The organism is Veillonella orientalis (genome assembly GCF_018406505.1).
Lineage (GTDB): Bacteria > Bacillota > Negativicutes > Veillonellales > Veillonellaceae > Veillonella > Veillonella nakazawae.
Window position 1 is genome coordinate 1454938 of the sequence record NZ_AP022322.1, and the last position, 16715, is coordinate 1471652.

The 16715-nt window shown below is 38.7% G+C and carries 13 protein-coding genes; all 13 read right to left on the reverse strand.

Annotation, left to right across the window (positions count from 1 at the left end; all coding sequences use genetic code 11):
• Positions 1 to 4 precede the first annotated feature (4 nt).
• Positions 5 to 1987 carry a SpoIVB peptidase S55 domain-containing protein gene (locus tag VEIS1202513_RS06595; protein WP_213467103.1) on the reverse strand — a complete coding sequence of 661 codons (1983 nt, stop codon included), beginning with the start codon at positions 1985 to 1987 and terminating at the stop codon, positions 5 to 7.
• A gap of 12 nt (positions 1988 to 1999) precedes the next feature.
• Positions 2000 to 2284 (reverse strand): biotin/lipoyl-containing protein, encoded by a 285-nt coding sequence (locus tag VEIS1202513_RS06600; protein WP_005387253.1) that lies wholly within the window; start codon positions 2282 to 2284, stop codon positions 2000 to 2002.
• Positions 2285 to 2372: 88 nt separating this feature from the next.
• Positions 2373 to 3716 (reverse strand): phosphodiester glycosidase family protein, encoded by a 1344-nt coding sequence (locus VEIS1202513_RS06605; protein WP_213467104.1) that lies wholly within the window; start codon positions 3714 to 3716, stop codon positions 2373 to 2375.
• Positions 3717 to 3931: 215 nt separating this feature from the next.
• A complete protein-coding gene (locus VEIS1202513_RS06610; protein ID WP_213467105.1) occupies positions 3932 to 5317 on the reverse strand; it encodes a rod shape-determining protein in 1386 nt (461 codons plus the stop codon).
• Complete coding sequence (gene murA, locus VEIS1202513_RS06615) at positions 5298 to 6563, reverse strand: UDP-N-acetylglucosamine 1-carboxyvinyltransferase (RefSeq protein ID WP_105086170.1); 1266 nt, start codon at positions 6561 to 6563, stop codon at positions 5298 to 5300. Before murA ends, VEIS1202513_RS06610 begins: the two co-directional genes overlap by 20 nt.
• A 219-nt stretch (positions 6564 to 6782) precedes the next feature.
• Positions 6783 to 7745 (reverse strand): class II fructose-bisphosphatase, encoded by a 963-nt coding sequence (glpX, locus tag VEIS1202513_RS06620; protein ID WP_005387249.1) that lies wholly within the window; start codon positions 7743 to 7745, stop codon positions 6783 to 6785.
• A 66-nt stretch (positions 7746 to 7811) separates the two neighbouring features.
• Positions 7812 to 8456 (reverse strand): fructose-6-phosphate aldolase, encoded by a 645-nt coding sequence (gene fsa, locus VEIS1202513_RS06625; RefSeq protein ID WP_213467107.1) that lies wholly within the window; start codon positions 8454 to 8456, stop codon positions 7812 to 7814.
• A 13-nt stretch (positions 8457 to 8469) separates the two neighbouring features.
• Complete coding sequence (gene serS / locus VEIS1202513_RS06630) at positions 8470 to 9750, reverse strand: serine--tRNA ligase (RefSeq protein WP_213467109.1); 1281 nt, start codon at positions 9748 to 9750, stop codon at positions 8470 to 8472.
• Positions 9751 to 9874: 124 nt separating this feature from the next.
• Positions 9875 to 10828 carry a cation diffusion facilitator family transporter gene (locus VEIS1202513_RS06635; RefSeq protein ID WP_213467111.1) on the reverse strand — a complete coding sequence of 318 codons (954 nt, stop codon included), beginning with the start codon at positions 10826 to 10828 and terminating at the stop codon, positions 9875 to 9877.
• Positions 10829 to 10994: 166 nt separating this feature from the next.
• Positions 10995 to 12275, reverse strand: coding sequence for a guanine deaminase (gene guaD, locus VEIS1202513_RS06640; protein WP_213467113.1), 1281 nt, complete (start codon positions 12273 to 12275; stop codon positions 10995 to 10997).
• A gap of 62 nt (positions 12276 to 12337) precedes the next feature.
• Positions 12338 to 14506 (reverse strand): ornithine decarboxylase, encoded by a 2169-nt coding sequence (gene speC, locus VEIS1202513_RS06645; RefSeq protein WP_213467115.1) that lies wholly within the window; start codon positions 14504 to 14506, stop codon positions 12338 to 12340.
• A gap of 168 nt (positions 14507 to 14674) precedes the next feature.
• Entirely contained in the window at positions 14675 to 16198 is a 1524-nt protein-coding gene (lysS, locus tag VEIS1202513_RS06650) for a lysine--tRNA ligase (RefSeq protein ID WP_105086163.1), read from the reverse strand.
• A gap of 29 nt (positions 16199 to 16227) precedes the next feature.
• Positions 16228 to 16701, reverse strand: coding sequence for a transcription elongation factor GreA (greA, locus tag VEIS1202513_RS06655; RefSeq protein WP_105090289.1), 474 nt, complete (start codon positions 16699 to 16701; stop codon positions 16228 to 16230).
• Between the last annotated feature and the right edge of the window lie 14 nt (positions 16702 to 16715).

Genomic DNA, 16715 nt, shown 5'->3' on the forward strand with positions numbered 1-16715 from the left:
CAGCTTATTCAGCTGCATTAGTATCATTTACTTTAGATTCATCCTTTTTATCAGGTGTTTTTGTGTCTTGTTTATCAGACTTTTTCACATCTTTTTTACTGGTTTTATCCTTTTTTGATTGGTCTTCCAACTCTAATTTATGTTCCATCTTGATTTGATTTTTAACTTCTTTTACGCGTTTAGCTAATGCTTTATCACGATCAGCTGGCTTCATAACATGAATTGTAAATTGACCATCACCTTGAACGATGTACTCTGTATCAATAGCAGTCTTTTCGATTTGATTGTCATCATCCTTATTGGAACCCAAATCTTCTTGACCAATTTTTTTCTTTACATCCCCTGGCATAGGTTTTGATTCTACATCTTTAAGTTTCGCTTTTTTAACAGATTTGGAACCATCTTCATCAACAAGGCTAATGCCATCTTCTAAAAACTCTACAACGATTTGATTATTCGTATCAGTCTTTTGAATTTCATCATAAAGCTCATCAAAATCTTTATGAACTTTTAATCGACGTAAGATTTCATCAGTTAAATTGTATTTTTGTTTTTCTAATACATAAGGTAATGGGATTTCACCGCCCCCACGCACCTCTAAGGTATACTGACCAACAGCTTGATCTTCAGGAACTTTAAAGAAGATTTGTTTAACAACCTTCTCCCCGCGGAATGGCTCCAACGTTACATCTACAACGATTGTATCCCCAGGAGAAACAATGGTAGAAGATGCAGACGCATCAATAAGCTTTGCAGTTTTCTTATCTTGTGTTACTTCAGTTTCTACAGAGATATCAGAGATTTCATAATTAATGAATCGGTTATTCATAAGAACATCGATAACATTGTAGAACTCATCAACAGCCTTCTCTGAAATAGAGTCAGAACTATAGAACATATTAGTTCGTGTCAACGGTTTATGTTCTTTACCTCTTGGAGTAATAGTATAAGAAATTGTAGCTGTACCAGCGCCACTACGATCTAATGTTTTATTCAACATATTATATAGAGATGTAGCCGCTAAGGTCGGTGTCATTTCACTATCTTCAATGACCTTAACAGAGCTAGTTTTATCACGTCCCATATCAAGGTCTTTCAAATGGAAGCGCATTGGAATACCTGGAGAGATTACTCCAGATACGCCAGCAATACCAGCACCTCTATCTTCAGTTACTGAGCCTACTTCCTTGCCCATAGAGCCTAATTTGAAAGCAGCATCATAACTTTTAACTACCGTAAAGATACTTGCATTGTGCATAAAGTAGTTTGAAGAGCCATGTTTCAAGAATGGATGACCAAAGGCAACAATCTTTTCACCATCTACATAGGTAACAGTACCAATAGCACCAAGTTTTAAGTCACCATCAACTAATAATGCGGCTACAGAGCCACCAGCCTCCAAAGGTTTTGCTGTTTCATCACCACTAGCACTAGCTGTATCATATGTTTCATATTTATATTGTGGCAGCTTGGATTTAAAGTAATCCATGGACGCTGCATCAAAGCCATATGCCATAAGTGGCGTGCCAAGAGGAATCAATTGTTTATCATCCCATGGTCTAGATAGGTTCTTCTCATATGGAATATTCCATAATTTCACCATATCTTCAATAGGGGTAATCATCCCAATCGTACCGTCTGCAAACCCCCAACCATAGGCAACAGCACCAACGAGCTTACCATTTATATATACAGGACTACCACTCATGCCATGAGCAATGCCTCCAGTTTTTTCCATAACAGGGCCAGAGAACTTTGCCAAAATAAGATGACCAGATGGCCCCTTATCCTTCATGACACCCAGTACCTTTACATCAAAGGTTGAAATGGTATCTCCTACAATTACAGTTTTTGCAATACCTTCCATACCTGTAGTTACATCATTGACAGGCATGAAATCAACAGCCTGTGCAGCTGTAAGTGAAGTACAGAAGAAAAGCGCCAGTATCGCTTTTCTATACCGACGCCAAGAATGAGAAAACTTCATTCCTTCTCTCCTTTATTTACTTTCTACTGTGACAACGATTTGATCACGAGAAACGTCTGAACCCACTGTAACATTAACCGCCGTTACAGTACCAGTTACAGTAGATTTAGCAGCAGCCATAGGGCCAGCCAATGTCTCTACAGTTACCAATGTTTGACCTTCTGTTACAGCAGATCCAACAGAAACTGTAGAAGCAACTTTACCTGTTAATACACTTTGGTATGATACAGGGGCCGCCATTACAGAGCTAACACTTAAAATGCCTAAAGCAGCTAAGGCCAACACTACTCTTTTCATAACGATCCCTCCTTTTACAAAATTAGTTATGTATTTATAGTATACTAAATTATTACTAATATTTCAAACAAAATTGTATGCAACGAATTCATTTTATAATTACAATATCCTCATAGGTCGTAGGATTTGGAGAAGCTTTATGTACGTACGTATCATTAACCACTAAATCAACGCTACCTTGATTTGATAATTCAGCACCATCTACGACGCCTAGCTTAGATAATAGTTTGGCTCCTTCTTGTTGTGTGACCCCTACGGATTGAAGGCCTGCTTTATCAACAGTGAGGACCACTAAATTATGATCTTTTGTAGTTCCTATGAAACTACGAGCTTTATTATGGGTCCCATCAGCACCTACATAATTGCCATTCTTCAATACCATAGTACCCGCTTGTAGCGCTGCACCACCAGTGGTGCTAACTTGTGCTAACTCCGGTCTATTTTGAATCGTAATCGGTGTGCCCACTTTTAATTTACGCAGTGCATCTCTTGATTCTCCATGCCCAGATAATACATATTGGTTTTCTCCAATTTTAGAATTTCCTTTTTGACCACTAACAACCTTACCATTGGCTACAGTCACTTCATAGCCGAAGTCATTAGTTTTTGTAGAAGGCCCATAAGCTGATGTATATAGGGTCAAGGCATTTTCTTTACGTCCTGTATTAACAGATGTAATTAAGAAGGTATCTTTTTGTGTTTTAGCTAGTAATAAGGGTCTCTTTTCCTCAATAAAATATCCCCGATTTGGTGTATATCGCAAGGTGCCACGATTAGAAATACGCTCTAAATCAATCGTTCCATCACTAGCTACTGAATAAGGACGATCAAAACTTCCGCCCTTTACCTTTGCTCCAATGATGGCAGTATGAGATTGAATCACAGATGATAAGGCTTTTCCTTCTGGAACATGGGCTACTACCATAGGTGAATCATTATCAACAGATAATGCAAAGGCTTGAATCTTACCTTCTGCTACAGTGTTATTAATCTTGCTATACGTAACGGATTTATTTACATCTTTTGTTGTTTGTTGAGCATAGCCAGAAAATAAATCCACTACAATACGCGATGGTTTTTCCAATGTAAACTCATGGTGTTGTACATCCTTATTAGCCGTCAATGTTACTTGTAAAGCACCATTAACAGGTTGCAAGCCAATACCTTTTAAAACACCTGTTTTCGTGTTATTTTGAGCTACAGGTCCAGTCAATCCATTTGTCGTACCACCTAGGTTAAGGGTAAGAGCATGTGTAGACTCATTATAAGATTTAGTCCAAGATACAGGCATTTCAGACACATCTAATACAATTCGACTTGTACCTTCGTGATTAGATACACGTACGCCGGTTAAATTTCCAGCTTCCGCATAAGGTATTGTACTGCCTAGAAAGCCTAACACAGCAAAAGTCATATATAAATATCGTTTCATTTACAATTCCTCTATAGCGACAACCCATATTAATAGATTTATATTCATACATCAACTTTATACAATATACTTTTACTATAGTATACATCATATAGATGAAAATTACAAAAAGGATGCACAAAAAAAGAAGTTACTATCTACCGTCGTTCCATTTTTCAATGGTCTATCTATAAATAGTAACTTCCTCAAATTTTACATTATTTCAATGAAATATTTTATTGTAATTCATCCAATGTATCACGCAATTGTGACATTTCATCAAGAGCTTTTGCAACCCCTTTAATAACAGCATATCGCGGAGACTCTACCAAATAAGATGCAATACCAACAGAACGTGTAATAACACGATCTAAACCATCGATGAGAGCACCGCCACCTGTCAAAATGATACCATGATCATTAATGGCTGCTACAAGTTCTGGAGGTGTTTTTTCTAAAATCGATTTAATGCCTTCTAGAATATTCATCACTTGCGCCTCTAAGGCACGTTGAATTTCTAAGGAATTAACAGCAACCATCTTAGGTAGTCCAGAGCTGGCATCACGCCCTCTAACCTCTATAGTTCGTTCTTTAGCACGTCGATCTACGGTACCAACAGAAATCTTTATCTTTTCTGCTGTTAAAGGTCCAATAACAAGTCGCTTTTTACGACGTATATAGCGAATAACAGATTCATTGAAGGAATCTCCTCCAATGCGAAGGGATTCACTCACAACAACGCCAGTATCACAAAGAACGGCAATATCAGTAGTACCGCCACCTACATCGACAACCATAGCTCCAACTTGGTCAGCATCATTGAGACCTGTACCCATAGCAGCTGCTAATGGTTCCTCTATAAGAACAGTCTTTTTAGCGCCTGTTCTAAGTAAAGCCTCTAAAATAGCACGTTTTTCAACAGGCGTAATTCCAGATGGCACACATACAATAATACGCGTTTTCATCAATCTAGAAGCAGGCACAACGGAACGAATAAAGTATTTTAACATAAATTCGGTCATATCGTAATCTGCGATAACACCCGCTTGAACAGGACGAATAACAGATATGCCTTTAGGTGTACGCCCAACCATAGAACGTGCAGCTTCACCTAACGCGAGAATATCGCCGGTTTTATCATCACGCGCAATATAGGCAGGCTCATCTAAGACTAGCCCTTTTCCTTTAGCAAAGATAAGAATATTGGCAGTTCCCAAATCTATACCTAAGTCAAAATTCAATGAACGATTCAATCGTCCCATTAAATCGCCTACTTGTTCAGGACGAACTAAACGCTTTAATGTCATAGCAGGTGTAGTTTTTGCTATGGCAACAGTTTCACGATTACGACGCTCAACACGGCGCATTTTGGTGACTTTAACCATCGCTTCGCGCATATTGGAAGCCAAATGGCTAGCTTGCTTAGCTACGCCCTCTGAAAGCTTCGTAGACTTGCGTTTCGTCCTTCGTAATGGTTTACGATTAGAACTAGTTTTAGCATTTTCAACCTTTGCAGCACCTAAGTTTTGTTGCTCGTTGTATAAAGCCGGCCCTTTTGAGCGCCGGCTTCGTTTCTTTTTATTCTGTTTTGGCTCTGTACTTTTATTCGTCAACCCGAACAATATCAGCACCTAACCTTTGCAATTTACCTACGAAATCATCATAACCACGATCGATATGATGTAAACGACCAACTTCTGTTCTACCTTCTGCAGTCAATGCAGCACAAACAAGAGCCGCACCTGCACGCAAGTCTGTAGCATTAACTACAGCACCATGTAAGCGTGGCATACCTTCTACAATCGCTTGACGATTGTCGATATCGATATGAGCACCCATTTTGCGAAGTTCAGCAACATGCATAAAGCGGTTTTCAAATACAGTTTCTGTTACTGTACTTGTGCCTTCAGCGATTGTAGTAAGCGCCATAAATTGAGCTTGCATATCTGTTGGGAAGCCTGGGTATGGTAACGTTTTGATATCAACAGCTTTGATACCTTTACCAGTGCTGATAACGCGAATGCCATCAATTTCTTCCTCTACAGTAACGCCAGCTTCTTTTAATTTAGCTACTACTGGTTTCAAATGTTCAGGCAATGCATTTTCTACAAATACGTCACCACCAGCCATAGCAGCTGCAATCAAGTATGTACCAGCTTCGATACGGTCAGGAATAACCGTATGAATTGCACCATGTAATTGAGGCACACCTTCAATGCGAATTACATTAGTACCAGCACCGCGGATATTAGCGCCCATTGCATTTAAGAATGTCGCTAAATCAACGATTTCAGGTTCTTCCGCAGCATTTTCGATAACAGTTTTACCTTCCGCCATAGAAGCGGCCATAATTACGTTTTCTGTAGCCCCTACACTTGGGAAATCCAAGTAAATTTGAGTGCCTTTAAGGCCTTCTGGAGCATGAGCATATACATAATCTTCAGTAATTTCAATTTTAGCACCTAGTGCTTCGAACGCTTTTAGGTGAAGATCGATAGGACGTGCACCAATCGCACAACCACCTGGCATGGAGATTTTAGCCTCCCCTTTGCGCGCTAAAAGTGGCCCCATTACGAGGAAAGATGCACGCATTTTGCGTACAAGCTCATAAGGAGCTTCCGTAGCAGTCAATGTAGACGCATCGAAAATAATTTCATCATCTGCTTTATTACGAGTAATTTTAACCCCCAAAGACTCGATAACTTGGCAAATTGTACCTACATCTTCCAAATTTGGAATTTCAAGTAATTTACTAGGTGTTGATGCTAGTAAAGTACCGGCAATAATAGGGAGTACCGCATTTTTAGCACTACTAACACGTACACGGCCTTCCAACCGGTTGCCACCTTGAATGATTAGCTTTTCCAACAGAATTCCTCCTACACTTTATATCGATCATCTTGTATGAACTACAAGACGTTGTATTTATAACGTCATATACTAAATGTTATTATACTATTTTTCGATATATCTCATCAAGAGACTGTGAGAAAATACTGAGAAAAAAAGCCCCTCATTTTTGATATGTACCCCTTTGCTGGACAACCGGTAAAGGGGGTACATATCAAATGAGGGGCTTAATTATTTTTATTTTGCTTTTAAGGATTTTAGTTTCTCATCCATATGCACTGTATCTAAGAAACGAACAGTACCTGTTTTAGAACGCATTACGATAGTATGTGTACGCGCACCACCAGGGAAGTATTGAATAGCATTCAATAAGTTACCGCGAGTAATAGCAGTAGCCGCAAAGATAACATCATCTGTACGAACTAAATCATCCAATGTAAGTACTTGATTTACATCGGTAATACCCATTTCATGACAACGACGAATTTCTTCTTCTGTTTCTGGTTTCAAGCGCGCTTGCATATCGCCACCTACGCATTTTAAAGCTGCTGCAGCCAATACGCCTTCTGGTGCACCACCAGTACCAACAACCATGTGCACACCAGAACCTTCGATACAACATTCCATAGCTGGGTTAACATCGCCATCAGAAATTAACATAATACGTGCGCCAAGATCACGCGCTTCTTTCATCAAACCATGATGACGCTCACGATCAAGCATTACAAGTGTAATTTCATCAACATTGCGATTCATTTTTGCAGCTACATTTTTAATATTTTCTGTTAAAGATTTTGTAATATCGATAGCACCTGCACCACGAGGACCAACACAAAGTTTTTCCATGTACATATCTGGCGCATGTAACAAGCCACCTTTTTCAGCAATAGCCATAACTGCAATCGCACCATTTTGGCCTTTTGCAATCAAGTTTGTGCCTTCAATAGGGTCAACTGCGATGTCTACTTCTGGGCCACCCGCACCTACATGTTCACCAATGTAAAGCATAGGTGCTTCATCGATTTCGCCTTCGCCAATAACTACTGTACCAGAAATACGAACAGAGTCAAATGCTTGACGCATTGCGTCTACAGCAAGACCATCCGCTGCATCCTTTTGACCGCGACCAAGTAAACGACCACTGCGCAAAGCAGCCGCTTCAACGACACGAGCAAATTCCAAAGATAATGTACGATCCATAATAGGCCTCCTTATAAGTCCTGTGTGTATTGTAATATGACCCTTACATCGAGCCGAATACTTAACTTATTGATTAGCTTGTTTCCAATCTGCCATAAATTTTTCAAGCCCTGCATCTGTTAGTGGATGTTTCATAGCTTGCATAAGCACTTTAAATGGCACAGTTGCAATATGAGCACCAGCTTTTGCACATTGAATGATATGCAATGGTGTTCTCACACTAGCCGCAATAATTTCAGTTTCAATGCCATGAATAGCAAATATATCTGCAATATCTTGAATCAATGTAAGACCATCCATACTGATATCATCAATACGGCCAACAAATGGGCTCACATAGGTAGCACCTGCACGAGCTGCTAATAAGGCTTGGTTGGCAGAGAAGATTAAGGTTACATTAGTTTTAATGCCTTCTTTGCTTAGAACTGCAACAGCTTTAAGACCTTCTGGAGTCATAGGCACTTTAATAACTACATTAGAGCCTAATTTTACAAGCTCATGAGCTTCCCTGATCATACCTTCTGCATCAGAAGCAATAACCTCTGCACTCACAGGGCCCTCTACCAAATTAGCAATTTCAGAAATAACTTGTTTTAAATCGCGTTTAGCTTTCACGATAAGGGATGGATTAGTAGTAACACCATCGATAAAACCAAAAGCATACGCCTCTTTAATCTCATCAAATTCTGCTGTATCAATAAAGAACTTCATAGAATGCCCCCTCTTATTTTCCAGCCTTAATTACTTCTACGCCGCCCATGTAAGGTACAAGTACTTTAGGAATCACAACAGAGCCATCAGCTTGTTGATAGTTTTCCAAGATAGCTGCTACTGTACGACCTACAGCAAGACCAGAGCCATTTAATGTATGAACGAATTCTGGTTTACCTTTAGGACCACGACGGAATTTAATGTTTGCACGACGAGCTTGGAAATCAGTCATATTAGAGCAAGAAGAAATCTCTCTATACTTGCCTTGAGCTGGCATCCATACCTCTACATCATATGTTTTAGCAGAACCAAAGCCAATATCACCTGTACAAAGTGTAATTACACGGAATGGCAACTCCAATAAGCGCAATACTTCTTCTGCATTATCAGTCAATGTTTCTAATTCTTTGTAAGAATCTTCAGGTTTAGCTAATTTAACCATTTCAACTTTGTTGAATTGATGTTGACGGATAAGACCACGAGTATCACGACCTGCAGAACCTGCTTCAGCACGGAAGCATGCAGTAAATGCAGTATAATATTTTGGCAATTCCTCTTCGCTCAAAATTTCGCCACTGTGATAGTTAGTCAATGTAACCTCTGCGGTAGGAATCAAGAAATATTCAGTATCTTCTACATGGTACATATCTTCAGCAAATTTAGGTAATTGACCAGTACCTGTCAAAGTTTCACGCGTTACCATGTATGGAGTCATCATTTCAGTGTAGCCTTGTTTATCTACATGAAGATCAACCATGAAGTTAATGAGAGCACGTTCTAAACGAGCACCCAAACCTTTATATACAGTGAAACGAGCACCGCTCATTTTACCAGCGCGATTGAAATCAAGAATGTCGAGATTTTCACCTAAATCCCAATGAGCTTGTATATCAAAGTCGAATTGACGTGGCTCGCCCCATTTGCGTTGTTCTACATTTTCATCTTCATCAGCACCAACAGGAACAGATGCATCACACATGTTTGGCAACATCAATGCCGCATCACGTAATTTTGCTTCTACATCGCGAATACGATTATCAAGCTCAGCAATATCATCGCCTACTTTTTTCATTTCTGCGATTTTATCATCCGCATTTTCTTTATTGCGTTTTAATTGGCTAATTTCTTCAGTTACAGAGTTACGAAGAGCTTTTAACTCCTCAACTTTACCAATCAACTGACGGCGTTCATCATAAGCGGATACAAAGGTTTCTATATCGCCTTTCGTGTGACGATTATCTAAGTTTTGTTGCACTAAATCAATATTTTCACGGACAAATTTTAAGTCTAACATACTATGAACCTCATCTTCCAACTATGCTACGAACAATATATTCAATACGTTTAAGTATACCATATATTGGTGTATTTATCATTAAATTATAAGCTACCTACTAGATTTCTAATTAATTTTTATACTATTCATCATCATCGTCTTCTAGTAAATAATCTTTTGCCATCCATTTTCGGGTTCCTGTGAAAGAAATGGTTACCCATTTCTCCGTTGGGTTCCCTCCGATTTCTTGGTCAATTTCATTGCGAATTGCATCGATTTCAGCAATTGTCTGATATGGGAAGTTCTTAGGAACTAAAATATCAATTTCAATAATTCGAGTGTTGCCATATACTTGCACACTAGAAACATAATCTTTGAAATTGTACTTTTCCATAAAGCGGTCCATAATCTCCTGCACTTCATTATGTAATGAAGTTGGTGCCCACCCCAACACTTGTTTTACAGATGGGATGATAATGCGGAACGCAGACGGTATCATTTGCACCGCTAATACAATGAGAACAATCGGGTCAATATAAGCTGCCCAATCAGCATATTCAGTTCCTTCTAACATGATGGCCACGACGAAACTGATTAAGATAGCTGCTTCTAACAAAGCATCAACATACCAACTTACATTATCAAATTTAATTAAGTTTGACTGCAGACTCTTATTAATGCGACGCACATATAAGTAATATATTGTGTCCGCCACTGTAAAGAAGATAGCATAGTAAATAGCGGGTCCAAAATCTACATGACGACCACCCGATATAAGATCTGTAATACCACTAGATAAGGCATAGATTACAATTAGTAATATAAAAAATCCTTCTACGGCCAATACTAAAGGTTCAAACTGCCAATATCCAAACTGAAAGCGCTTACTCGTTTCACGGGCTATTAATTTGGCTGTCATTAACATCATGATTTTAATAACAACATCGACAAAGGAAAATACACCATCTAATAAGACCGCACTAGAACCCGTGACAATCCCCATTATAGTACCGCTTACCGCCACAAGAGCCATCAGGCCAACGGATTGCATAAGTAACTTCTGTTCTATAGAGCGTCTTGCCCCTAATATATCCATTAAGTCCCCCACTTTCTTAATTTGTATGTCTTTTTATTATACACCAAGGGTATTGATGCGCAATATGAGGCCAAATCAAAACAGGTAGTTTGCCTTATATACAAACTACCTGTTATAAATAGTATTTAATTTTATTTTATATTCCCATGCTATTACATATCACATATTAACCTTGAGGATTAGGTACTATATGGCCAGCTACATAGCGCTCAACAATATGTCGATCATCACCAACATATAACCAACGTTCAAGCCGTTCCTCTAAGGTGCGTTCATTAGGGTCAAATATTGATGTATCGTCAATGATAAGGGCATCTAAGTCACAACCTTTTTCAAAGCTACCAACCTTACCAAAGAACTTGCCGCCGCCCTTTGTAGCCATATAGAAAGCTTCACTTAATGTGAGAGGCGCATATGTTTGATCAACTTCTACCCATTTCATTTTTGACAATCCAATAGCTTCCGTAAGAACCTTCGCCATCGATACAATATGACCACCAGAGATATCGGAGCCCAAACCAATCGGTATATTCCGTTTCATTAGCTTACGAATCGGTGCAATACCACTTGATAGGTTTACATTAGAATATGGACAGTGAGATACCATAGTTTGAGTTTCTGCCATACGATCTATTTCTACATCGCTTAAATGAATGCAGTGAGCCATCACTGTAGGTACCTGTCCCATTAAGCGGTGTTCATAGTACACATCTGTATAATTTGGTGACTCTGGATGTAATGATGCAACCCAATCAATTTCACCGTGATTTTCGGACAAGTGAGATTGAATTGGTACATTATATTCTTCTGCTAATTTCCCTAGTCCACTCATTAATTCACTTGTACAGGATGGTACAAAACGAGGTGTAATAATTGGTTTAACCAATGGACCAAACTGCAATGAAGCATCCAGCCATTCTTTTGTATCAATCAAGGACTGTTGTGTTTTCTCAATCAAGAATTCTGGACTATTACGGTCCATATTTACCTTACCTACATAGGCTGATAATCCAGCTTTTTGTAAAAGCTCCATCAATACTAATGTGCTTTCTTTATGGATGGTACCAAATAGTATACTTCTAGTAGTCCCATTGCGCCATAAATCCTGTACAAAGGCGCCATATACTAACCGTGCATAATCTGGATCACTAAACTTTGCCTCTTCAGGAAATGTATAGGTTTCTAACCAAGGCAGCAATTCTTTGTCCATGCCAAGACCACGATTACAATACTGCGGAGCGTGAGCATGTGTGTCTACAAAGCCTGGAATGATGAGATTATCACCATAATCAGTGACCTCACACGCTGCATAAGCTGGTGGAATACTTTCCCCACAATATACGACCACGTCATCAACGGCAATGATATATCCATGTGGAATAGATATAAATTCTGAAGGCCGCGATGTATATAAGATATTTCCTTTTAAAATAAGTGTCGAATTCATATAACCTCCTCGCGTGATGAGAGCCCTAAAGCACTATGCTCGAATAACACGCTAGATTTTCTTTAATATTCTTTTTTCAATACATAGCCATAGGCTTGTTTATAGCCATTTGATTGTTCAGTAATGTATACACCTTGTATTTCTGGCGCAAAGCCCGGCAACAGATTAATACCTTCCTCTAAAGCCAAGAAATAGTCGCAAGCTGTCTTCGACCAACGTTCTCCTGGTTGCACACACAATACACCTGGTGGGTACGGAAGAGCCCCTTCAAGGGCAATACGTCCTTCTGCTTCGCTTAGCGGTACTAATTCTCCTTTGTTACGTTGGAACTCAAAGTTAGCTTCTTGTGGATTCATTACAAAGTCAGGGAAGTATTCACCCAAGAATAATCGCTGTTGCAAAAGACTTATATTTCTAGACTTATAAAAGTCATGCATTTCTTGGCATAACTGACGAATGTGGTAGCCTTTATATTTGTCTATATGACTATAGTAAATCGATGGCAATACCTCTTCCATCGGTACATCGCGATCTATGAGTTCTTCAAACCGAACGAGCTCCGCCACTAGCGCATCCATCTTATGCTTAGATTCTGCTGGTGTCATGAGGAATAAGATTGTATTTAAATCACATTTTTCAGGAATAATTCGATTTTCTCGTAAATAATTAGCGAGAATATTCGCAGGGATGCCAAACTCTTCATATTCTCCAGTTTCTACATCGATTCCAGGTGTAATCAGTTGAAATTTACATGGATCAATGAAATACTGTCCTTCACCATAGCCGTTAAAAGAATGCCACTTGCCTTCTGGCTCAAAAGCAAAATATTTTACATCACAAGCCATCTCCTGGGTATTTCCCTCTTCCCATAGTTTACCATGAACAATTGGAGGTACTAAGGGGCGTAAATATTTACATTGTTTCAATACGGCTTTACGTGCATCAATAGCTACCTCAACACATTCACGCCATAATGTTTGTCCCAACTCGCCTTCATGAATTTTCGCATTTACATCAAGCGATGCAAATAATGGATAAAACGGAGATGTAGATGCATGCATCATAAAAGAGTTATTAAAACGTTTATGATCCACATAGCGTTCTTGTCCCTTTATATGGCTGTCTTTTTTATGAATTTGGGATGTTTGTGAAAAGCCAGCTTGTTGCTTATGTACTGATTGAGTAACTAAAATGCCAGGGTCATTTGGATCCAATTCTAACAACAATGGACTACAGTCTTTCATCATAGGAATAAACTGTTCATACCCAACCCAAGCAGAATCAAAGAAAATGTAGTCGCAAAGATGGCCTATTTTATCTACTACTTGCCGAGCATTATAAATCGTACCATCATAGGTTCCTAGTTGAATAACTGCTAATCGAATAGGACGTTTTGCATTTGCTTTTTCAGGTGATTTTTCAGCCACTAATTGACGTATATAACTTTCATCAAAGCAATGATCTAAAATACCGCCAATGGAGCCAAAGGGATTGCGTGCTGTTTCAAGATATATAGGCGTAGCACCAGACATAACTAGGCCACCATGGCAGATAGATTTATGATTATTACGATCATATAAAATAATATCCCCTGGTGTTAAAAGAGCATTCAGCACTACCTTATTTGCAGAAGATGTACCATTCAAAACAAAATAGGTTTTATCTGCATTGTAGACCTTAGCTGCATGTGCTTGAGCATCATGCGCATAGCCTTCATGAATTAAGAGGTCCCCTAATTTTACATCTGCATTGCAAAGGTCTGCTCTAAATATATTTTCTCCAAAGAAATTGTAAAAGGCACGACCAGTAGGATGTTTATAGAAGAATTCGCCTCCTTGATGGCCCGGACAGTCAAACTGTGAATTTTCATCCCCTACATAATCAGATAAAGCCCTGAAAAATGGTGGTAAAATAGATGCTTCATAGTTTGCTACAACTTTCTCTATCTCTGATGTACAGTCGTCGATACTCATAGATAAGAGCTCTATAATGGACGTGATACGATTTCTATAAAGAGATATATCTTTAGATGCATCAAGTCTTAAGACAATAACAGGTATACCAAAGGAGCTAATTTGATTATTATTCACAAGATCTAGCTCACCATCATCGATAACAACGGCACCTACATCTGTAAAATCTGTTTCAAAAACGCCAACACATGTGCGTCCTGCTATGGATTTAATTTTGGATTGCACGGAATCAGATAAAGCAACCTTTAAATGTTTCACAGTCTTCTCCTTTCGTAACTAAATATCATAGTCAACATATACTTCAACAGCACATGTAGAATAAATATAATATTCATAGAATACAATAATCATAAAACATAATATTCGTATCATATGACGAATAAAAAAGCTCCCTACTCAAAGAATAGGGAACCTTTTGGTTTTAGATTATTCAGCTGCTTCTTCTTCAGCTTCAATATGCTTAGGAGCTTCTGGTTTCATCAATGGGAACAACAATACATCGCGGATGGATGCAGAGTCTGTTAAGAACATAACGAGACGGTCAATACCAACACCTAAACCTGCTGTTGGAGGTAAACCGTATTCAAGAGCTGTAACGAAGTCTTCATCCATACGGTGAGCTTCATCATCGCCAGCTTCGCGTTCTTTCAATTGATCCAAGAAACGTTGTTTTTGGTCGATTGGGTCATTTAACTCGGAGAAGCCATTTGCCAATTCACGACCATAAATGAACGCTTCAAAACGTTCTGTAGCCAATGGATTTTCACGACTTGCTTTCGCAAGTGGAGAAATTTCTTTTGGATGACCATATACGATAGTTGGTTGAATCAAGTTTTCTTCTACATAATCTTCGAAGCAAAGATTTAAGATTTTACCAATACCATCATTTTCTGTATATTCTACATTTAAACGATCTGCAATAGCACGAGCTTCTTCTACAGTAGTAACTGCATCAAAGTCTTCACCAGTGTATTTTTTTACACCTTCAGCCATTGTGATACGATTCCAAGGTGGAGTCAAATTGATTTCTGTACCTTGGTATGTGATTTCTTGTGTACCTAGAACCTCTTGAGCACAGTAGGACACAAGATTTTCTGTTAAGCGAATAGCATCCTCAACATCGCCATAAGCTTGGTAAGATTCGATAGTAGTGAATTCTGGATTATGACGGTTGTCGATACCTTCGTTACGGAAGCAACGGTTCATTTCGAATACGCGGTCCATACCACCAACGATCAAGCGTTTAAGGTATAATTCTGGTGCAATACGCATGTAAATATCGATATCAAGCGCATTGTGGTGAGTGATGAATGGACGAGCTGCAGCACCACCAGGAATAGCATGCATCATTGGTGTTTCTACTTCCATGAAACCATCACGCATCATGTATTCGCGAATTTTAGCAACGATTTGGGAACGTTTTACAAATGTATCACGCACTTCAGGATTTACAATCAAATCAACATAACGTTGACGGTAACGAAGTTCTGTATCCTTTAAACCATGCCATTTTTCTGGCAATGGACGTAAAGATTTAGATAACAAAGTTAATTTGTTAACTTTAATTGTAACTTCACCTGTATGAGTTTTAAATACATGACCTTCTACACCAATGATATCACCGATATCAAGCATTTTTACGTATTTATAAGCATCTTCGCCCAATACATCTTTACGGAAATATACTTGAATATCCCCAGATTTATCACGAATATTGGCAAATGCTGTTTTACCATGGGAACGGATTGTCATCAAGCGCCCTGCAATAACTACAGGTTGACCATCATATTTCAAGAAGAAGTCATCTTTAATTTCTTTTGCATTATCTTTTACAACAAAACGTTGACCAAATGGATAGATGCCATCCGCTTCGTATTCAGCCAATTTGTCGCGGCGAATTTGCATTTGCTCATTCAGCTCTTCTTGTACATTTTTAATTTCTTCACTCATGTTATCGCCTCTTCGTCAGTAAATGTAAATTATTGGATTGCTAACACTTTGAATGTAACAGGACCATCTGGTGTGGAAACTTCTACTTCATCACCTTTACGTTTGCCCAAAATAGCTTTACCTACAGGAGATTCGTTAGAGATACGATTGTTGAATGGATCCGCTTCAGAGGAACCAACGATAACATATTCTAATTCATCATTGTACATTGTATCTAGTACCGTTACTTTACTACCTACGGATACAACATCACCTTTTACGGATTCGTCGATGATTTTCGCAGTGTTAATTTTATTTTCAAGCTCTACAATATGACCTTCGATGAAAGCTTGTTCATTTTTTGCATCATCATATTCAGAGTTTTCACTAATATCGCCATATTCAATAGCAGTCTTAATACGTTCAGACACTTCAATACGACGTACAGATTTATAATACGTTAATTCTTCTTCTAATTTCTTTAAACCGTCGGCGGTAAGTAATGTTTCTTTTACGTCTGCCATGGGTACCCCACTCT